The sequence below is a fragment of the Pseudomonas sp. CFBP 13710 genome, from assembly GCF_014842235.1.
Taxonomy (GTDB): domain Bacteria; phylum Pseudomonadota; class Gammaproteobacteria; order Pseudomonadales; family Pseudomonadaceae; genus Aquipseudomonas; species Aquipseudomonas baltica.
The window spans coordinates 27,432-45,467 of sequence record NZ_JACYVJ010000007.1; the positions used below are offsets into that span (position 1 = coordinate 27,432).

Genomic DNA, 18,036 nt, shown 5'->3' on the forward strand with positions numbered 1-18,036 from the left:
CTGCGACGTACGCGCCGCCGCCACTGCCGGCATACCTGCCAAACATCGTGCCCAGGCGTAGCCGGGCTGCCTTGGCCAAGGCATTGCCGGTACACTCGCCGGCACTTTCCCGTGCCGAGACTTCGCCATGAAATTCCGCCTTCTGCTCTGGGCCATGGGCCTGATGATGGCCCGCGCCAGCCGCAACAATCCGGCATTCGCCCAGCAACTCAAGGACAAGGACCTGGTGTTCCAGCTGCAGACACAGGACGGCAAGATCGCCCGGCACTTCACCGTGCGTGATCAACGCGTGACCAGCCGCAGCGGCAGCGTGGCGCAGCCGGCCTTCGCGATTGCCTTCAGGGATGCCGGATACGGCTACGACACCTTGCAGGCCAGCAATAAACAGCTGGCCTTCATGCAAGGCATCCAGGACAAGCACATTCAGATCAAGGGCAATCCGGCACTGGTCGTGTGGTTCCAGGGCGCGATGAAGTACCTCAGGCCGAAAAAGCGCTGAGGCACCCGCGCACCGGTCAGTCGAACTGGTGGGCCAGCTCGCGCAACAGCGCTTCGGCTTCCAGCACCTTGCTCACGACATCTTCGGCCTTGTCTCGGCTCAGCTCCAGGCGTTCGAGCAGGGCGTCCGGAATGTGTTGCTCGCCACTGCCGATACCGCGGCTGCGCAGCAAGCGGATGGCCAGGCAGACCAGGTTGGCGTAGGCGGCGTGCTCGCCGGTGTAGCCAGGGTCATGCTGAAAGCGCAGCGCCGTGCTCAGCTCTTCCGGCATTTCCCAATAGCGCATCAGCCAGGCACCCATCTGCTCGCGGGTAACACCCAGCAGGTGCTGCTCGACGAAGTCGTGTTGCAGATGCGGATTGACCTCCAGGTGGCGACAGATCAAGGAAAAATGCGGCGGAAAGACGTGGGCGAGCAGCAGGTAGCCAAAGTTGTGCAGCAGACCGGCCAGGTAAGTGAGGCCTGCCTCCGGACGACTGGCCCGAGGCATGGCACGCGTCAGGCCTTCGATCACCGCCGCGACATAGATGGACTGGTGCCAGTAGGGCGTGGCGTGCTGAGGATGATCCTTGGGCAGGCTCATGGTCTTGCCCAGGGCGAGGCCCAGCGCCAGGTTGATGACCAGGTCGAAACCCAGCACGCGGACGATGGCATCTTCCACCGAACGGATCTTGCCCGGTGACGCGTAGTAGGGTGAAGCGGCCCAGCTGACCACTTGCGCGGCCAGCGCCGGGTCGGTTTCGACCACGCCGGTGATGTCGTCGATGGTCGCGTTGGGGTCGACACGCAGCTTGATGATTTTCTGCGCAGTGGCCGCCAGCGGTGGAATCTCGATGGTCGACTCCAGGCGCTGCTGGATTCGCCGTGCAGTGAAATTCTGCACGGCGCGATCGATTTCCTGGCTGTCGTCGTCGGGGCGATCGAGGTTGGGGCGAACATTGGCCAGTGGTTCGCCAAACACGCCCGAGCTGGCCTTGGTGAGCATCTTGCGGAAATCGTCGCCGCTGATCTCCAGCCATGTACCCGGTTCCCCGGAACTGATCAGCAGCGTGGGTTCGAGCATCAGGCGCTCATCGTACAGGCACGGCGAACTGGTGAGGATCGGCAGGGCCGGGAGCACGGTCAGCTGGTGCTTGCCCAGCATCTTCATCAGGCGCTCTTCGGGCACCGCGGTGAGCTTGCGCCCAGTCAATTCGGCCAGGCGGCTGAGGTCCAGCAGCTTGCTCTGCGGAAACAGCACCATGAGCGCGCCGATCGCATCGGCCAGCAGCACGGCCTGGATCGTACGACTGGCATCGGCAGCGGTCACGTGCTGTGCGTCCACCTGGCTCCAGGCGATGCCGAAATCATCGAGCATCTTCTGGATCACCGAGGGGGCGTGCGGAGTGACGGCTTCCAGCGCATATTCATTCATGGTCTGCATCCATTGTCCTACATTCGCCTCAGTATACTCAGCTTGTCTGGGAAACCGAGACCTCTATTGCGCAAGTTTCCGGCGCGCGTCAGACTTGACCGTATTGCTGCCCGTGGCGCAGCCAGCGTTCCAGCAGCGGCGTGACGTGCCCAGGCCAGCGTTCGATCAGCACTTGAGCAGCGTCGCGCACGGCCGGCAGCAGGTCGGCGTCGCGCATCAGGTCGGCGACCTTGAACTGCAGCAGTCCGGTCTGCCGGGTGCCGAGCATCTCGCCAGGGCCCCGCAGCTGCAGGTCCTTTTCGGCGATCACGAAGCCGTCATTGGTCTCGCGCATGATGCCCAGCCGTTCCCGGCCGATCTGCGACAGTGGGGGGTGGTAGAGCAGCACGCAGTGGCTGGCGGCACTGCCGCGACCGACTCGACCGCGCAACTGGTGAAGCTGGGCAAGCCCGAGGCGTTCCGGGTTCTCGATGATCATCAGGCTGGAGTTGGGTACATCGACCCCGACTTCGATCACCGTGGTAGCGATCAGCAGCTGCAGTTCGCCGGCCTTGAACAGCGCCATCACCGCGGCCTTCTCGACCGGCTTCATGCGCCCGTGGATCAGCCCGACGCGCAGCTCGCCGAGGGCCAGGGTCAGCTCTTCGAAGGTACTCTGCGCGGCCTGACAGGTCAGCTCTTCGGATTCCTCGATCAAGGTGCAGACCCAATAGGCCTGGCGGCCTTCGGCACAGGCGGCACGCACCCGCTCCACCACTTCCGGGCGACGACTGTCGGCCACCAGCACGGTGTTGACGGGCGTGCGCCCGGGTGGCAGCTCGTCGAGCACCGAGGTGTCGAGGTCGGCGTAGGCGCTCATGGCCAGGGTCCGCGGGATGGGCGTGGCGGTCATGATCAACTGGTGCGGGCACAGGGTGCCGCCCACGCCTTTCTGCCGCAGCGCCAGACGTTGCTGCACGCCGAAACGATGCTGCTCATCGATGATCACCAGGGCCAGGCGGGCGAACTGCACCTCGGCTTGAAACAGCGCGTGGGTACCCACCACCATGGGCGCGCCGCCGACGATACGCTCCAGTGCACTGACCCGCGCCTTGCCCTTGAGCTTGCCGGCCAGCCACGCGACTTCGATGCCCAGCGGTTCGAGCCAGCGCTGGAAGGTGATGAAATGCTGTTCGGCGAGAATCTCGGTCGGCGCCATCAGGGCAACCTGATAGCCCGCTTCCAGCGCCTGCAGTGCAGCCAGCGCAGCCACCACCGTCTTGCCGGCGCCGACGTCGCCCTGCACCAGGCGCAGCATCGGCTCCGGCTGACTCAGGTCGTAGGCTATTTCCGCACCGACCCGACGCTGCGCTCCGGTCGGTGCAAAACCCAGGTTGTGCAGGTAGCGCCCCGGCAGGTCTTTGGCCAGGGGCAGGGCGGGTGCGCGCTGGGCACGCAGGCTTTCGCGCAGGCGTTGCTGCGAAAGCTGATGGGTCAGCAGCTCTTCGAAGGCCAGGCGGTGCTGAGCCCAGTGATGACCGACCGCAAGCTCCTCGAGATCGGCGTCCGGTGGTGGGCGATGCAGGTAGCGGATCGCTTCGTCCAGCGGCGCCAGTCGATGCTCGCGCGCCAACTCCAGGGGCAACCAGTCGGGCAGGCTGCGCGGCCCCAGCAGGTCGAGGGCCTGCTGGGACAACTGACGCAGACGCTGCTGGGTCAGGCCTTCGGTGGTCGGGTAGATCGGCGTCAGGTTCTGTTCGACCGGAATGTCTTCTTCACCGGTCAGGACGCGGTATTCGGGGTGGTAGATCTCCAGCCCCGAAGCGCCGGGCCGCGCTTCGCCGTAGCAACGCAGGTGCGTGCCGCGCTTGAGCGCTTCCTTCTGGGCATTGCTGAAGTGATAGAAGCGCAGGCTCAACGAACCGCTGCCATCGCCCAGGCGTACCAGCAGGCTGCGTCGCTTGCCCATGGACACGTCGGCGCCACTGACCACCCCCTCGATGACCGCATCCTGGCCGGGATGCAGGGCCCCGATCGGCACCACGCGGGTACGGTCCTGATAGCGCAGGGGCAAGTGGAACAACACGTCCTGCAGGTTTTCAAGACCGACCTTGGCGAGTTTTTCCGCCATGGCCTCGCCCACGCCCTTGAGCGCGGTGACCGCTACCTGAGCCAGCTCGGTCATGGCGCGTCGCGGCCCACCGGTTTGGCCACCGAACACAGGCGGATCGAGTCGGCGAGGATCTCGATCGCCTTGGGCCGCGGGAAGCTCGCGCGCCAGGCGATGGCCACGGTGCGGAACGGCGTCGGCGGGGTCAGTGGGCGGACTTCGATGATGCCGGGGGCGTAGTGATGGCTGTCGACTGCCGACAGCGGCAGGATCGAAACACCCAGGCCCGACGCGACCATGTGCCGAATGGTTTCCAGCGAACTGGACTCGACGGTGGTGTGCTTGGCACCCTCCGAACCCTTGGTCAGGGTGGGGCAGGCTTCCAGTACCTGGTCGCGGAAGCAGTGGCCTTCACCCAGCAGCAACAGGCTCTTGTCGTTGAGCAGGCCCGAGTCGATGGTTTCCTTGCGCGTCCACGGGTGGTCGGCAGGCATCAGCACGTAGAACGGCTCGTCATAGAGCGGCAGGGTCAGTACATCGGCTTCGTTGAACGGCAGCGCGATGATCACCGCGTCCAGCTCACCGTTGCGCAGCTTGTCGCGCAGGATGTGAGTGAAGTTTTCCTCGATGTACAGCGGCATCTGTGGCGCAACGCGGTGCAGTTGCGGAATCAGGTGCGGGAACAGGTACGGGCCGACTGTGTAGATGGCGCCGACCTTGAGCGGGGCCGTCAGCTGGTTCTTGCCAGCCTGGGCCAGTTCGCGAATGCCTTGGGCCTGCTCGAGCACCTTCTGTGCCTGGGCGACGATGCCTTCACCCACCGGGGTCAGGCGCACGGCGCTCTTGCTGCGTTCGAAGATCAGCACGCCGAGCTCGTCCTCGAGCTTCTTGACGCCTACCGACAGGGTAGGCTGGCTGACGTGGCAGCGTTCGGCAGCGTGGCCGAAGTGTTGTTCCTGGGCCAAGGTAACGATGTAGCGCAATTCTGTGAGGGTCATAACGTGCGTCCATGAAGTTGCGAGCCCAGCATAGCGGCTGCAACCGATAGACGCACGTTATCAACCGTGCTGAAACGCATCAATATCCGCGATTCAGCGCTTGTCCAGCGAGTAGACGAAGGGTGCGACCACTTCCAGGCTGCCGTTGACCAGAATCTCGGCCGGCGGCTTGGGCAAGGGTTGCGCTCGACGGATCATCTCCATGGTCGCCCGATCCAGTGCGGCACTGCCTGAACCGCCGGCCAGGGAGTAAGACAACACCTTGCCGTCGGCGTCCACCACGAAGCGCAAGCGGTTGACTCCGGTCATGCCGCGACGACGTGCGTCTTCGGGGTACTTCTTGTACTTGGCCAGATGGCGCAGCAGGTCGCTCTGCCAGCTGGGCAGCGCGTTGCTGTTGGATGGCACACTTGGCGCGGGCGCTGCCGGCTTGGCCGGTTGCGGTGGAGCAGGGCGGCTGTCGACGGTCTGTTCGGCCGGCGGTTGCTCCTTGGGCGGTTCGGGTTTCTTCTCGACCTTGGGCGGCTGCGGTTTGGGCTTGGGCTTGGGCGGCGTCGGCTTGGGCACGGAGATGGTCGGCTTGGGCGCTTCGGCCAGCTTCGGCAACGGATCCTCTACCACCGGTTCGGGCGGTGGAGGGGGTGTGACGACCTGGGGTGGCGGCGGTGGCGCAGGCTCGGGCAGCGGCGCCATCTCCACCATCATGGCCTGCGGTGGCAGCTCGATGGGCTGCGGCGCGGGCCAGTTCAAGGCAATCACCACGGCAACCGCATGCACGCCGAGGACTACCGCCAGGCTGGCACCATAACGCGTCGTTTTCTGGCGCGTCGTGATCATTGCTTGGCTGCCGTCTCGAGTCCGACCAGGCCTACCTTCAGGTAGCCCGCGCCGCGCAGGGTGTTCATCACTTCCATCAGGTCGCCGTAATCCACGCCCTTGTCGGCCCGGAAGAAGATGGTCGTGTCCTTGTTGCCGTGGGTCTTGGCGTCGAGGATCTGGCCCAGTTGCGCACGCTCGATCCGGTCATCGCCCACGTACAGGTTCTGATCGGCCTTGACGCTCAGGAATACCGGTTTGTCGGGCCGCGGCGCCGGCTTGGCGGTGGACGCGGGCAGGTCGACCTTGATGTCCACAGTCGCCAGGGGGGCGGCGACCATGAAGATGATCAGCAGCACCAGCATGACGTCGATGAACGGCGTCACGTTGATTTCATGGTTCTCGGCGAGATCATCGCCGCCTTCGTTCAGGTGCAGGCCCATAGGTCAGCCCACCTTGACCATCTGCGGCTGAGCTGCGCGCTCGCCTGGCTGGTGGTCCAGGTCGCGGCTGACCAGCAGCAGCACCTGCGCCGAAGCGTCCGATACCTGCGCCTTGTAGCCGGCGATGGAGCGGGCGAAAACGTTGTAGATGACCACCGCGGGAATGGCCGCGACCAGGCCCAGTGCCGTGGCCAGCAGGGCCTCGGCGATGCCGGGTGCGACCACCGCCAGGTTGGTGGTCTGGGTCTTGGCGATGCCGATGAAGCTGTTCATGATGCCCCACACGGTGCCGAACAGGCCGACGAAGGGTGCGGTGGAACCGATGGTGGCCAGCACGCCGGTGCCCATGCTCATGTTGCGGCCGCAGGCAGCTACCAGGCGCTCGAGGCGGAAGCTGACGCGCTCCTTTATGCCTTCACGCTCGCGCGCATTCGCCGACAGGTGCATTTCTTCGAGCGCGTCGTGTACCAGCAGGTTGGCCAGCGTGCCCTTGCGGGTGGCAGTCTCGCTTGCCTGCTTCAGGTTGGCGGCCTTCTTCAGCGCGGCAATTTCACCCTTGAGGCGACGCTTGGCGCCCAACAGCTCGAAGCCCTTGGCGATCCAGATGGTCCAGGTGATGATCGAGGCGATGGCCAGGCCGATCATTACGGCCTTCACCACGATGTCGGCGTTCTGGTACATGCCCCAGGGCGACAGGTCGTGGCCCATGCCCAGCGTGGTGTCTTCGACCAGCGCCTGCTCGGCCGGCGCCGGGGCCAGTTGCTCGGATCCCTGCGCAGGAGCTGCAGCAGGCACGGTATTGGCCGGTGCGGCGGGTACTGGTGCCGCGGCTGCGGTGCTGGCGGGCGCCGTATTGGATGCATTGTTCGGAGCGGTGACGTCGGCGAATGACAGCGGGGCGATGGCCAGGCCCAGCAGCAACGCTGCAATGGCGCTCCAAGCGCGTGGCTGGTTTGGCGAAGCGGAAGGGTGTTTGCGAATCATGCTGGCCGGACCTGAGAAGAGAGAAAAAGGGGTCAACGTTCTTCAAGGCCTCGCGAAAGGCCGAGAACAGATTGGGGAAGTATTATTGCAAGTAATTCTTGTTAGCAAAAGTAATAATGTAACTTATTTAATTCCGCTGGCCGCCAAAGCCCCGGCGCAGGTAGGCTCGACGCCTGACTTTCAGGAGCCCTGCGCATGACCTCACCCACTGTATTGATAGCCGGTTGCGGCGATATCGGCAGTCGCGTCGCCCGCCGTCTGTTGGCGCTGGACTGGCGCGTGTACGGCCTGCGGCGACAGGTCGAGCAGCTGCCCACCGGTGTGCTCGGCGTCGCCGCCGACCTGCATCAGGCACGATGCCCCGACGCCTGGCCAGGGGAGCCCCTGGATTACCTGCTGTATTGCGTGGCCGCCACCCAGCATGACGAGGCGGGTTATCAGGCGGCCTATGTCGACGGTCTGCGCCATGTGCTGGCCTGGTTGGCAGAGAACCGGCAGACACCCAGGCGAATAGTCTTCGTGTCCAGCAGCAGCGTGTACGGACAGAGCGAAGGGGAATGGGTCGATGAGACCTCGCCGGTAGCGCCAGGCGGGTTTTCCGGGCAACTGATGCGCAAGGCCGAGCAACTGGCGCTGAACGCCCCGGTGCCGGCGACCGTCGTGCGCTTGACCGGCATCTATGGTCCTGGCCGTGAGCGGTTGGCGGCTCAGGTACGCGAGGGGTATCAGGTCGCCTCGCAGCCACCGCTGTATGGCAACCGCATTCACGCAGACGATGCCGCCGGCCTGCTGGCGTTCGTGCTGCAAGCGGATGCTCGGGGTGAGGTGCTGGACGATTGCTATATAGGTGTCGACGACGCCCCGGCAGCACTGCACGAGGTCGTGGACTGGCTGCGGGGGTACCTTGGCGTCACCCATCGGTCGCAGACCCAGAGCATTCGCCGCACCGGTTCCAAGCGCTGCAGCAATGCGCGCGCCAAGGCGCTCGGCTGGCTGCCGCAGTACCCCACCTACCGTGAAGGCTACGCAGCCTTGCTGGAACGATAGTCGTGCATTCGCCTGGTGTTACTTGCTGAGCAACCAGCGCCGGGTGCCGGGCACCAGGTTGGGCATTTCGTCATCCTGGGCCTGGTTGAGCGCCTGCAGGATTTCCAGCTGACTGCCGTTGCGACGAAAGATGAACGCATTGCCGCGCTGTTGCTGCTCCAGCCACATGCTGTCGAACTCGCCACTCATGGCGGCGCAGTCGCCCGCCAGGCACAGCGCATAGCGATCCAGGCCGGCCAGCCCGTCGATGCGGCCGTCGGGAAGGAAATGCGCCACGCCGCCCTTGCCCGGGCCTTCGACCACTTTCCAGTCGCCGCCCATGTAGGCGGTATACAGCGCCTGTTCGAACGTAGCGCCCGCTGGCGTGTCCGCACGCACGGGCGTCGCCGACTTGCTGAACGTCTGCACCGGGGTGTTATCGCTCGCTGCCTGCTGCAGGGTATCGCCGTCGACCTTCAGGGTGTCTTCGCCGTTACCGTAGAAGTCCACCTTGAGCTGGCCGTCGGCCTGGGGCAGCAGCTTGCCTTCGCCCTCTTCGAAGCCATTGCTGAACCGGGCCTGGCCGGCCACGGTGTCGATCGACCACTCCAGGGTCGGGCCGTTGGCCAGCAGCGCCTGGCGCAGGCTTGCGCCCTTGGCCGCGGCATCGATGGCTTTCTGATTGATCCAGACGCCGTTGGGGTCCACGTTTTCGTGGCTGGCGCAGCCGCCCAGAAACAGGGCGGCCAGAGATAGGGCGAGCGCGTGACGCATGAAGGAAGTCCTTGCTGGCGAACGGCGCTGCAGCCAGTGGCCGCAGCGCGCGAAGCGGCTTATTCGATGACCAGGATAGCGTCCATTTCAACCTGCGCACCTTTGGGCAGGGCGGCAACACCAATGGCGGCACGGGCCGGGTAGGGCTGCTGGAAATAGCGGCTCATCACTTCGTTGACCGTGGCGAAATGGCCCAGGTCGGTCAGGAAGATGTTGAGCTTGACGATGTCCTTGAACGAGCCACCGGCCGCCTCGGCCACCGACTTGAGGTTCTCGAAGACCTGCACGGTCTGGGCTTCGAACCCTTCGACCAGCTCCATGGTAGTGGGATCCAGTGGGATCTGGCCGGACATGTAGACGGTATTGCCAGCCTTGATGGCTTGGGAGTAGGGGCCGATGGCGGCCGGGGCCTTGTCGCTGGTGATTACGGTCTTGGTCATGAACAGCTCCTTGAAATGAAGGTTCTGCGCCTCACGCACGCACGCGCGTGAGACGGGTGACGCCTGCCAGGGCGCGCAGTTTCTTGATCACGCGAGCCAGGTGCACGCGGTCGTGCACGCTGACCACCAGCTGGACCACGCTGATGCGGCCATCGCGTTCGTCCATGCTGATTTTCTCGATGTTGCCATCGGCCGCGTTGACGCTGCTGGCCAGCAGCGCGATCAGGCCGCGCTGGTGTTCGAGCTCCACGCGCAGTTCGACATTGAACTCGCCCGTGACGTCCTTGGCCCAGCCCAGCTGGATGCACTTCTCTGGATTGTGGCGGATTTCGCTGATGTTGCGGCAGTTTTCCAGGTGGACCACCATGCCCTTGCCCGCCGACAGGTGACCGACGATCGGGTCGCCCGGAATCGGCGTGCAGCACTTGGCATAGCTGAGCACCAGGCCTTCGGTGCCGCGGATGGCCAGCGGCCCCTCGGGGCTGGGCAGCTGCTCGCCGCCATCGGTCGCCAGCAGGCGTCGAGCCACCACATAGGCCATGCGGTTGCCCAGGCCGATGTCTTCGAGCAGGTCTTCGATGAGTTCCAGGCGGTACTCGGCCAGCATCGCCTGAATGCGCTCGGCGGGGATCGTGTCCAGAGCGCTGTCGAAACCATTGAGCACCTTGTTGAGCAGGCGTTCGCCAAGGTTCACCGACTCGGAGCGGCGCTGCAGCTTCAGGGCGTGGCGAATGTGCGTGCGGGCCTTGCCGGTGACCACGAAGTTGAGCCAGGCCGGGTTGGGCCTGGCGCCGGGCGCGCTGACGATTTCCACCGTCGAGCCGCTCTGCAGCGGCTCGGAGAGCGGAGCCAGGCGTCGGTTGATGCGGCAGGCAATGCAGCTGTTGCCCACGTCGGTGTGCACCGCATAGGCGAAGTCCACCGCGGTGGAGCCTTTGGGCAGCTCCATGATGCGACCCTTGGGGGTGAACACGTAGACCTCGTCCGGAAACAGGTCGATCTTCACGCTCTCGATGAATTCCAGCGAGTTGCCGGCACGTTGCTGCATTTCCAGCACGCCCTTGACCCACTGGCGGGCACGGGCATGGGTGCCCTTGGGCTGTTCGTCGTCGCTGGACTTGTACAGCCAATGGGCAGCGATGCCGTTGTTGGCCATCTCTTCCATTTCACGGGTGCGGATCTGGATCTCGATCGGCACGCCGTGCATGCCGAACAGGGTGGTGTGCAGCGACTGGTAGCCATTGGCCTTGGGGATCGCGATGTAGTCCTTGAAGCGACCCGGCAGCGGCTTGTACAGGTTGTGCACGGCGCCCAGCACGCGGTAGCAGGTGTCGACCTTGTCGACCACGATGCGGAAAGCGTACACGTCCATGATCTCGTTGAAGGCGCGGCGCTTGCCGCGCATCTTCTTGTAGATGCCATAGATGTGTTTCTGCCGCCCGCTGACATCGCCCTCGATGCCATCCACCGAAAGACAATGGGCCAGGGACTGCTCGATCTTGTTGACCAGCTCCTTGCGATTGCCCCGGGCGCGCTTGACGGCCTGGTAGATACGCGCCGAGCGCATCGGGTACATGGCCTTGAAGCCCAGGTCCTCGAATTCGACGCGCACGTTGTGCATGCCCAGGCGGTTGGCGATGGGCGCGTAGATCTCCAGGGTTTCCTTGGCGATGCGCCGGCGCTTTTCACCGGACAGCACCTCGAGGGTGCGCATGTTGTGCAGGCGGTCGGCCAACTTGACCAGGATGACGCGGATATCCCGGGCCATGGCCATGGCCATTTTCTGGAAGTTTTCCGCTTGGGCCTCGGCCTTGGTCTCGAAGTTCATCTGGGTCAGCTTGCTGACCCCGTCGACCAGATCGGCCACGGTTTCGCCGAACTGGGCACTGAGTGCTTCCTTGGCGATACCGGTATCTTCGATCACATCGTGCAGCATGGCCGCCATCAGGCTCTGATGGTCCATGTGCATGTCGGCGAGAATGCCTGCCACCGCCAGCGGATGCGTGACGTAGGCTTCACCGCTGCGACGGCGTTGGCCGTCGTGGGCTTGTTCGGCGTAGAAGTACGCTCGGCGGACCAGGTTGACCTGTTCCTTGCCGAGGTAGGTCGACAGGCGATCGGCGAGGGCGTCTATGCTCGGCAAGGGAAAACCTCCTGCCGATGTGGGATAGAACCTCGCGCCGTACAGCGTCGACCGGGCATGGACTCAGACGGCCTCGTTGGCCTCGTCTTCGAACGCTGCGAAGAGGGGCTCGTCTTCAACGATTTCAGCTTCAGCGATAGCAGCATAGTCGATCAGGCCTTCGGCGATTTCACGCAGGGCTACCACGGTAGGCTTGTCATTTTCCCACGCCACTTTCGGCTCTTTGCCGCCGGTCGCCAGTTGGCGAGCGCGCTTGGTGGAGAGCATGACCAGCTCGAAACGGTTATCCACGTGTTCTAGGCAGTCTTCAACGGTTACGCGGGCCATGGTCTTCCTCGTAGCAAATGCGATTATGCGCGCAGCCCGGATGGGCGAGCGGACTAGACAGTTTAAAAAATCACCAGCGTTTAGGGAAGCTTTGTTTTCAGGCAAGCAGCTCGGCCAGCAAATTGCCGTGCCTTTGCTGCTGCGCCTGCTGCTGGAGGCGGTTGGCGCGAAACACCGCTTTCAGGTCTTCCAGGGCCGAGGCGAAGTCGTCGTTGATGATCAGGTAATCGTATTCCACATAGTGGCTCATCTCGCTGACCGCTTCGCGCATGCGCGTCTCGATGATCTCGTCGCTGTCGGTGCCGCGGTTGGTCAGGCGCTGGCGCAGCGCCAGTTGCGAAGGCGGCAGAATGAAGATCGAGCGCGCCCCTGGCATCAGCCGACGCACCTGCTCGGCGCCTTGCCAGTCGATTTCCAGGATCAGGTCGTGGCCTTCGTCGAGCGTCTGCTGCAGGTGGCTCTGGGACGTGCCGTAGAGGTTGCCGAACACTTCGGCCTGCTCCAGGAAATCGCCATGGCCGATCATGTCTATGAAGGTTTCGCGGTCGACGAAGTGGTAGTTCACGCCGCAGGCTTCGCCTGGCCGCATGGCGCGGGTGGTGTGCGAGACCGAGACGCGAATGGACGGCTGGGCGTCGATCAGGGCCTTGACCAGGCTGGTCTTGCCAGCGCCCGAAGGCGCCGAAACGATGTACAGGGTGCCGGTGCTGTGGTTCATGACGGGTTGGCCTTACTCAATGTTCTGCACTTGTTCACGCATCTGCTCGATCAACACCTTGAGGTTGACGGCAGCCTGCGTACTACGTGGGTCGAAGGCTTTGGAGCCCAGGGTGTTGGCTTCGCGGTTGAGTTCCTGCATGAGGAAATCCAGGCGCCGGCCGGCGGCGCCGCCGGCCTTGAGCACGCGACGCACTTCGGTAACGTGGGTGGCGAGGCGATCGAGCTCTTCGGCCACGTCGCTTTTCTGCGCCAACAGGACCATTTCCTGCTCCAGGCGCTGCGGATCGAGTTCGACCTGCAGGTCGGCGCAGCGATCGAGGATCTTCTGCCGTTGCGTGCTGAGCATCTGCGGTACCAGGCTGCGCAGGGTGGCGACCTCGCTGCTCATGGCATCGAGCCGGTCGTTGATCAGTCGGGCCAGTTCGGCGCCTTCGCGCACGCGGCCATGCTTCAGCTCGGCCAGCGCCTGAGCGAACAATTCGTTGGCCGCCATGCTCAAGGCCTGCGGATCGCTGGCATCGGCCACCAGCACGCCAGGCCAGGCCAGCACTTCCAGCGGGTTGAGTGGCGCAGGCTGCTTGATCAAGCCGGCGATGGTCTCGGCGGCGGCTATCAGTTGGGTGGCGCGTTCACGATCGACCTGCAGGGGCTGGCCGCCGGTTTCCTCGGTGTAGCGCAGGGTGCATTCGACCTTGCCGCGCGAGAGTCCCTGGCGCAGTGCTTCGCGCACCGAGCCTTCGAGGTCGCGCAGGGCCTCGGGCAGGCGCAGGTGCGGTTCCAGGTAGCGGTGATTGACCGAGCGCAGCTCCCAGCTCAGGGTGCCCTGGGCCGCGGCGCGTTCGCAGCGGGCGAAGGCGGTCATGCTGTGCACCATGGGGGGGAAACCTCGCAGGCGGTGGAGGATGAATCGAGGCGCAGGATTGTAGCGCAACCTGGCGCTGGCTCCCAATGCTGCCTTGTCCATCCCCGTATGGCATTGCACACACTGTGGCAGCGGGGCGGGCGGTGAGCCCTGTGCCGGCGCAGAGGCCATCTGCAATGTCCCGCTCCGACCCCGCGCGGGCAATTCGTGGTCGGACGCCCTATAATGCCCGTCAGATTTGAGTCCAGTACAGGTATCCCGATGAAACGTCCAAGTGGTCGCGCCGCCGATCAGCTCCGCTCGATCCGCATCACTCGCAACTACACCAAGCACGCCGAAGGGTCGGTGCTGGTAGAGTTCGGCGACACCAAGGTGATCTGCACCGTCAGCGTCGAAAACGGCGTTCCGCGCTTCCTCAAAGGCCAGGGCCAAGGCTGGCTGACCGCCGAATACGGCATGCTGCCACGCGCCACCGGCGACCGTAACCAGCGTGAGGCGAGCCGTGGCAAGCAAGGCGGTCGCACCCTGGAAATCCAGCGCCTGATCGGCCGTTCGCTGCGCGCAGCGCTCGACATGAGCAAGCTGGGCGACATCACCCTCTACGTCGATTGCGATGTGATCCAGGCTGATGGCGGTACCCGTACCGCGTCCATTACCGGTGCCATGGTGGCGTTGGTCGATGCCTTGAAAATGGTCAAGAAGCGCGGCGGCCTGAAAGGCGGCGATCCGCTCAAGCAGATGATCGCTGCAGTATCGGTGGGCATGTATCAGGGCGAGCCGGTCCTGGACCTGGACTACCTGGAAGACTCCGCCGCCGAGACCGACCTCAACGTGGTGATGACCAGCACCGGTGGTTTCATCGAAGTGCAGGGCACCGCCGAAGGCGCGCCGTTCCAGCCCGCCGAGCTGAACGCCATGCTGGCGCTGGCTCAGCACGGCATGGAAGAAATCTTCGCCTTGCAGAAAGTCGCCCTGGGCGAGTGATGCAAACCTCTGTGGGGGGGCAGGCTCTCTCCAGGGGCGAGCTTTCTGTGGGAGCGGGGCGGGCGGCGAGCCCTCTGCCCGCCCCGCTCCCACAGTGTTTCAAGCTCTGCAAGAAGCAAACAAAAAAGCCGACCTCGAGGGGTCGGCTTTTTTGTGCCTGGCGATCAGATCGTCAGGGTCCAGTCGTAGTCCACGATCAGTGGCGCATGCTGGGAAAAACGCGGCTGGCGCGGCAGACGCGCGCTGCGCACGAAACGGCGCAGGCCAGGTGTGAGCAGCTGGTAGTCGAAGCGCCAGCCCAGGTTGAGCATCTCGGCCTGTTCGTTGTCGGGCCACCAGCTGTACTGGTCGCCTTCGCGGCTGACTTCGCGCAGTGCGTCGACGTAACCCATGTTGCCGACGATTTCGTCCATCCAGGCGCGCTCGGGTGCCAGGAAACCCGGCGACTGCTGGCTGTCGCGCCAGTTCTTGATGTCGAGTTTCTGTTGCGCTACATACAGCGAGCCACAGTAGATGTATTCGCGACGCTTGCGCCGTTGCTTGTCCAGGTACTTGCCGAAGTCGTCCATGAGCTTGAACTTCTGGTTCAAGTCTTCATCGCCGTTCATGCCCGAGGGCAACAGCAGGGTGGCAATACTGAGCTTGTCGAAATCTGCCTGCAGATAACGCCCGTAGCGGTCGGCTGTCTCGAAACCCAGCCCACTGATGACCGCCTTGGGTTGCAACCGCGAGTACAGCGCCACGCCGCCTTGGGCGGGCACTTCGGCATCGCATGCATAAAGGAAGTAGCCGTCCAGTTGGAAGGCGGCATCGTCCAGTTCAAAGGCGGAAGCACGGGTGTCCTGCAAGCAGATGACGTCGGCATTCTGGGCCTGCAGCCAACTGAGCAACCCGCGCTCGACTGCCGCCTGAATACCATTGACGTTCACACTGATGATCCGCATACATGGCCCCAAAAATCTTGTGCGTGTATGATACCCGAGCTCTACCTAATTAGCTAAATCCGTGGTATCCGGGACTTTTTCGATGCAGGCCTATCAGCGCGACTTCATTCGTTTTGCCATTGATCGAGGCGTTCTGCGTTTCGGCGAATTCACCCTGAAATCAGGGCGTACCAGCCCTTATTTCTTCAATGCCGGCCTGTTCAATACCGGCGCCGCACTGGCCGAACTGGCGCGCTATTATGCCGCAGCCATCGTTGACAGCGGCATTGCCTTCGACGTGTTGTTCGGCCCTGCCTACAAGGGTATTCCCCTGGCGGCCGCCACTTCCGTGCAACTGGCCGAAAGGCACCAGCTGGACGTGCCCTGGTGCTTCAATCGCAAGGAAGCCAAGGCGCACGGTGAAGGTGGCAGCCTGGTCGGCTCGCCGTTGGCCGGCAACGTGCTGATCATCGACGACGTGATCACCGCCGGTACGGCCATTCGTGAAGTGATGCAGATCATCCAGCAGCAGGGTGCGACCGCCGCCGGGGTCATGATCGCCTTGAATCGCCAGGAGCGTGGCAACGGCGAGCTGTCGGCCATCCAGGAGGTGGAGCGTGACTTCGCCGTGCCGGTGGTCAGTATCGTTTCGCTGAACCAGGTGCTGGAATTTCTCGCCGACGATGCGCAGCTCAAGCAGCATCTGCCGGCGGTCGAAGCCTACCGTGCGCAATACGGTATCTGAGCACGTGCGTCTGAGCCTGGCGGTGGCGGCGATCAGCCTGCTGCCGGTGCTGGCGGCAACGGCGGCCGAGGCGCCGGGCATGCTGCTCTATCGCTACGTCGATAGCCGTGGCGTGACCGTGCTGGATCGCCAGGGCGTGCCACCGGAGTACGTGGGCAAGGGTTACCAGGTGCTCAACCAGACCGGTCGGGTGGTGCAGATGGTGCCGCCTGCACCTACCGCCGAGGAGCTGCGCCTCAAGCAGCAGGCCGACGCCCAGGCGCAGGCCGATGCACAGCTGCTCGATCGCTACCCATCGCTGGAAGAGCTGGACAAGGCCAGTGCCCGTCGTCGGGCGGAAATCGATGCGCTGATTGCCGTGGCCACGGCGAACGTGAAGACCTTGCAGGGTCAGCAGGCGACATTGCAGGGGCAGGCTGCCGCCCAGGAACGCGCAGGTCAGGAGGTGTCGACGTCGATGCTCGACCAGCTGCGTGATGTGCACGCTCAAGTCGCCGAGCTGCAAACCCGCATCGCCAGGCTGCAGCAATCGCGCAGCGAAGCCGACGCCGGCTTTGCGCAGCAGCGAACCCAACTGGTCAAACTTCTCGAAAATCCCCTGTAGCAGCGGCGCAAGCCGCGTCGGACCTTACCGCGTTCTGCCTGATGCACCGCATTCATCGCCGACGCGGCTCGCGCCGCTGCTACAGGGGAGCATTCACCGCCGACGCGGCTTGCGCCGCTGCTACAGGGGAGCATTCATCGCCGACGCGGCTTGCGCCGCTGCTACGGGGGGGCATTTACCGCCGACGCGGCTTGCGCCGCTGCTACAGGGAGCGTTTGCGGGCGACGCGGCTTGTGCTGCTGTTACAGGGGGTCGGGAATTCTGTAGCAGCGGCGCGAGCCGCGTCGGCGATGAATGCGGTGCGTCTGGCGCACCGCTGTCGGATCAACCGATTTTCTTGTTGCTGATCAGGGTACCGACACCGCTGTCGGTGAAGATTTCCAGCAACACGGCGTTGGGAACGCGGCCGTCGATGATGTGCGAGGTGGTCACGCCGCCCTGGACCGCTTCCAGTGCGCAGCGGATCTTGGGCAGCATGCCGCCATAGATGGTGCCGTCAGCGATCAGACCGGCGACCTGCTCGGTGGTCAGGCCGGTCAGTACATTGCCTTCCTTGTCCATCAAGCCGGCGATGTTGGTCAGCAGCATCAGCTTCTCGGCCTTGAGCGCCTCGGCCACCTTGCCCGCTACCAGATCGGCGTTGATGTTGTAGGACTCACCGTCCGGGCCGACACCGATAGGCGCGATCACCGGAATGAAATCGCCGTTGACCAGCATGTTCAGCAGATCGGTGTTGACCCCGGTGACTTCCCCGACGTGGCCGATGTCGATGATTTCCGGCTTGGTCATTTCAGGCGTCTGGCGAGTCACCGTGAGCTTGCGCGCGCGGATCAGCTCGGCGTCCTTGCCGGTCAGGCCGATGGCGCTGCCGCCGTGGCGGTTGATCAGGTTGACGATGTCCTTGTTGACCTGGCCACCCAGCACCATCTCCACCACGTCCATGGTCTGCGCATCGGTAACCCGCATGCCGTCGACGAAATGGCTCTCGATGGACAGGCGCTTGAGCAGGTCGCCGATCTGCGGCCCGCCGCCGTGCACCACCACCGGGTTGATGCCGACAGCCTTCATCAACACGATGTCACGGGCGAAACCGGTCTTGAGCTCTTCGCTCTCCATCGCGTTGCCGCCGTACTTGATCACCAGGGTCTTGCCGACGAAGCGGCGGATATAGGGCAGCGCTTCGGACAATACCTTGGCGACGTTGGTGGCGGCATCACGTTCGAGGGTCATGCGGGGCTCCAGTGA

19 protein-coding genes are annotated in these 18,036 nt (G+C 64.1%); 5 read left to right on the forward strand and 14 right to left on the reverse strand.

The annotated features are described in order from the left end of the window. Positions 1 to 127: 127 nt before the first annotated feature. The gene (locus IFT44_RS15575; RefSeq protein ID WP_122479975.1) at positions 128 to 499 is read left to right on the forward strand and encodes a helicase; all 372 of its coding nucleotides are present in this window, start codon (positions 128 to 130) and stop codon (positions 497 to 499) included. A 16-nt stretch (positions 500 to 515) separates the two neighbouring features. Here the strand turns inward: IFT44_RS15575 and IFT44_RS15580 are convergent, their stop codons facing one another. The 6 genes from IFT44_RS15580 to exbB all read right to left on the reverse strand — a co-directional run bounded on the left by IFT44_RS15580 (position 516) and on the right by exbB (position 7,243). Beyond that, positions 516 to 1,913 carry an aminoacyl-tRNA deacylase and HDOD domain-containing protein gene (locus IFT44_RS15580; protein ID WP_192176190.1) on the reverse strand — a complete coding sequence of 466 codons (1,398 nt, stop codon included), beginning with the start codon at positions 1,911 to 1,913 and terminating at the stop codon, positions 516 to 518. 88 nt (positions 1,914 to 2,001) lie between these two features. Then, the gene (gene recG, locus IFT44_RS15585) at positions 2,002 to 4,077 is read right to left on the reverse strand and encodes an ATP-dependent DNA helicase RecG (protein WP_192055133.1); all 2,076 of its coding nucleotides are present in this window, start codon (positions 4,075 to 4,077) and stop codon (positions 2,002 to 2,004) included. Further along, positions 4,074 to 5,000 carry a hydrogen peroxide-inducible genes activator gene (locus IFT44_RS15590; protein ID WP_122479974.1) on the reverse strand — a complete coding sequence of 309 codons (927 nt, stop codon included), beginning with the start codon at positions 4,998 to 5,000 and terminating at the stop codon, positions 4,074 to 4,076. Before IFT44_RS15590 ends, recG begins: the two co-directional genes overlap by 4 nt. A 93-nt stretch (positions 5,001 to 5,093) precedes the next feature. Next, entirely contained in the window at positions 5,094 to 5,837 is a 744-nt protein-coding gene (locus IFT44_RS15595; RefSeq protein WP_122479973.1) for an energy transducer TonB, read from the reverse strand. Continuing rightward, positions 5,834 to 6,259 carry a TonB system transport protein ExbD gene (gene exbD / locus IFT44_RS15600; protein ID WP_192176191.1) on the reverse strand — a complete coding sequence of 142 codons (426 nt, stop codon included), beginning with the start codon at positions 6,257 to 6,259 and terminating at the stop codon, positions 5,834 to 5,836. Before exbD ends, IFT44_RS15595 begins: the two co-directional genes overlap by 4 nt. 3 nt (positions 6,260 to 6,262) lie before the next feature. Further along, positions 6,263 to 7,243 carry a tonB-system energizer ExbB gene (gene exbB / locus IFT44_RS15605; RefSeq protein ID WP_192176192.1) on the reverse strand — a complete coding sequence of 327 codons (981 nt, stop codon included), beginning with the start codon at positions 7,241 to 7,243 and terminating at the stop codon, positions 6,263 to 6,265. Between the two features lie 195 nt (positions 7,244 to 7,438). On the opposite strand from exbB, the gene IFT44_RS15610 reads away from it, so the two are divergent. Further along, positions 7,439 to 8,290, forward strand: coding sequence for an SDR family oxidoreductase (locus IFT44_RS15610; RefSeq protein ID WP_192176193.1), 852 nt, complete (start codon positions 7,439 to 7,441; stop codon positions 8,288 to 8,290). A gap of 18 nt (positions 8,291 to 8,308) precedes the next feature. Here IFT44_RS15610 and IFT44_RS15615 read toward each other — a convergent pair whose 3' ends face one another. The 6 genes from IFT44_RS15615 to IFT44_RS15640 form a co-directional block, all read right to left on the reverse strand. Then, positions 8,309 to 9,043 carry a hypothetical protein gene (locus IFT44_RS15615; RefSeq protein ID WP_192176194.1) on the reverse strand — a complete coding sequence of 245 codons (735 nt, stop codon included), beginning with the start codon at positions 9,041 to 9,043 and terminating at the stop codon, positions 8,309 to 8,311. A gap of 59 nt (positions 9,044 to 9,102) precedes the next feature. Further along, the gene (locus IFT44_RS15620; protein ID WP_122716145.1) at positions 9,103 to 9,483 is read right to left on the reverse strand and encodes a RidA family protein; all 381 of its coding nucleotides are present in this window, start codon (positions 9,481 to 9,483) and stop codon (positions 9,103 to 9,105) included. A 31-nt stretch (positions 9,484 to 9,514) separates the two neighbouring features. Then, entirely contained in the window at positions 9,515 to 11,626 is a 2,112-nt protein-coding gene (gene spoT, locus IFT44_RS15625; protein ID WP_122479968.1) for a bifunctional GTP diphosphokinase/guanosine-3',5'-bis pyrophosphate 3'-pyrophosphohydrolase, read from the reverse strand. A 63-nt stretch (positions 11,627 to 11,689) separates the two neighbouring features. Further along, the gene (rpoZ, locus tag IFT44_RS15630; protein ID WP_043192179.1) at positions 11,690 to 11,953 is read right to left on the reverse strand and encodes a DNA-directed RNA polymerase subunit omega; all 264 of its coding nucleotides are present in this window, start codon (positions 11,951 to 11,953) and stop codon (positions 11,690 to 11,692) included. A 97-nt stretch (positions 11,954 to 12,050) separates the two neighbouring features. Then, positions 12,051 to 12,671 carry a guanylate kinase gene (gmk, locus tag IFT44_RS15635; RefSeq protein WP_122479967.1) on the reverse strand — a complete coding sequence of 207 codons (621 nt, stop codon included), beginning with the start codon at positions 12,669 to 12,671 and terminating at the stop codon, positions 12,051 to 12,053. Between the two features lie 12 nt (positions 12,672 to 12,683). Next, positions 12,684 to 13,547 carry a YicC/YloC family endoribonuclease gene (locus IFT44_RS15640; protein WP_192176195.1) on the reverse strand — a complete coding sequence of 288 codons (864 nt, stop codon included), beginning with the start codon at positions 13,545 to 13,547 and terminating at the stop codon, positions 12,684 to 12,686. Between the two features lie 249 nt (positions 13,548 to 13,796). On the opposite strand from IFT44_RS15640, the gene rph reads away from it, so the two are divergent. After that, positions 13,797 to 14,519, forward strand: a complete 723-nt coding sequence (gene rph / locus IFT44_RS15645) for a ribonuclease PH (protein ID WP_122479965.1) — start codon at positions 13,797 to 13,799, stop codon at positions 14,517 to 14,519. Positions 14,520 to 14,683: 164 nt separating this feature from the next. Here rph and IFT44_RS15650 read toward each other — a convergent pair whose 3' ends face one another. Further along, on the reverse strand, positions 14,684 to 15,463 hold the full coding sequence (locus IFT44_RS15650) for an exodeoxyribonuclease III (protein WP_043192186.1): 780 nt from the start codon (positions 15,461 to 15,463) through the stop codon (positions 14,684 to 14,686). A gap of 82 nt (positions 15,464 to 15,545) precedes the next feature. Between IFT44_RS15650 and pyrE the strand changes: the two genes are divergently transcribed. After that, positions 15,546 to 16,187: an orotate phosphoribosyltransferase gene (gene pyrE / locus IFT44_RS15655; RefSeq protein ID WP_122479964.1), complete on the forward strand. Its 642-nt coding sequence runs from the start codon at positions 15,546 to 15,548 to the stop codon at positions 16,185 to 16,187. Positions 16,188 to 16,197: 10 nt separating this feature from the next. Continuing rightward, positions 16,198 to 16,791, forward strand: coding sequence for a DUF4124 domain-containing protein (locus tag IFT44_RS15660; RefSeq protein WP_192176233.1), 594 nt, complete (start codon positions 16,198 to 16,200; stop codon positions 16,789 to 16,791). A 324-nt stretch (positions 16,792 to 17,115) separates the two neighbouring features. On the opposite strand, the gene argB is transcribed toward IFT44_RS15660, so the two are convergent. Continuing rightward, positions 17,116 to 18,021: an acetylglutamate kinase gene (argB, locus tag IFT44_RS15665; RefSeq protein WP_043192190.1), complete on the reverse strand. Its 906-nt coding sequence runs from the start codon at positions 18,019 to 18,021 to the stop codon at positions 17,116 to 17,118. Positions 18,022 to 18,036 lie beyond the last annotated feature (15 nt).

Bases quoted from the DNA above. Each gene is read 5' to 3' on its own strand.
- IFT44_RS15575 (WP_122479975.1), top strand. From the start codon at position 128: ATGAAATTCCGCCTTCTGCTCTGGGCCATGGGCCTGATGATGGCCCGC.
- IFT44_RS15580 (WP_192176190.1), bottom strand. From the start codon at position 1,913: ATGAATGAATATGCGCTGGAAGCCGTCACTCCGCACGCCCCCTCGGTG.
- recG (WP_192055133.1), bottom strand. From the start codon at position 4,077: ATGACCGAGCTGGCTCAGGTAGCGGTCACCGCGCTCAAGGGCGTGGGC.
- IFT44_RS15590 (WP_122479974.1), bottom strand. From the start codon at position 5,000: ATGACCCTCACAGAATTGCGCTACATCGTTACCTTGGCCCAGGAACAA.
- IFT44_RS15595 (WP_122479973.1), bottom strand. From the start codon at position 5,837: ATGATCACGACGCGCCAGAAAACGACGCGTTATGGTGCCAGCCTGGCG.
- exbD (WP_192176191.1), bottom strand. From the start codon at position 6,259: ATGGGCCTGCACCTGAACGAAGGCGGCGATGATCTCGCCGAGAACCAT.
- exbB (WP_192176192.1), bottom strand. From the start codon at position 7,243: ATGATTCGCAAACACCCTTCCGCTTCGCCAAACCAGCCACGCGCTTGG.
- IFT44_RS15610 (WP_192176193.1), top strand. From the start codon at position 7,439: ATGACCTCACCCACTGTATTGATAGCCGGTTGCGGCGATATCGGCAGT.
- IFT44_RS15615 (WP_192176194.1), bottom strand. From the start codon at position 9,043: ATGCGTCACGCGCTCGCCCTATCTCTGGCCGCCCTGTTTCTGGGCGGC.
- IFT44_RS15620 (WP_122716145.1), bottom strand. From the start codon at position 9,483: ATGACCAAGACCGTAATCACCAGCGACAAGGCCCCGGCCGCCATCGGC.
- rpoZ (WP_043192179.1), bottom strand. From the start codon at position 11,953: ATGGCCCGCGTAACCGTTGAAGACTGCCTAGAACACGTGGATAACCGT.
- gmk (WP_122479967.1), bottom strand. From the start codon at position 12,671: ATGAACCACAGCACCGGCACCCTGTACATCGTTTCGGCGCCTTCGGGC.
- IFT44_RS15640 (WP_192176195.1), bottom strand. From the start codon at position 13,547: ATGGTGCACAGCATGACCGCCTTCGCCCGCTGCGAACGCGCCGCGGCC.
- rph (WP_122479965.1), top strand. From the start codon at position 13,797: ATGAAACGTCCAAGTGGTCGCGCCGCCGATCAGCTCCGCTCGATCCGC.
- IFT44_RS15650 (WP_043192186.1), bottom strand. From the start codon at position 15,463: ATGCGGATCATCAGTGTGAACGTCAATGGTATTCAGGCGGCAGTCGAG.
- pyrE (WP_122479964.1), top strand. From the start codon at position 15,546: ATGCAGGCCTATCAGCGCGACTTCATTCGTTTTGCCATTGATCGAGGC.
- argB (WP_043192190.1), bottom strand. From the start codon at position 18,021: ATGACCCTCGAACGTGATGCCGCCACCAACGTCGCCAAGGTATTGTCC.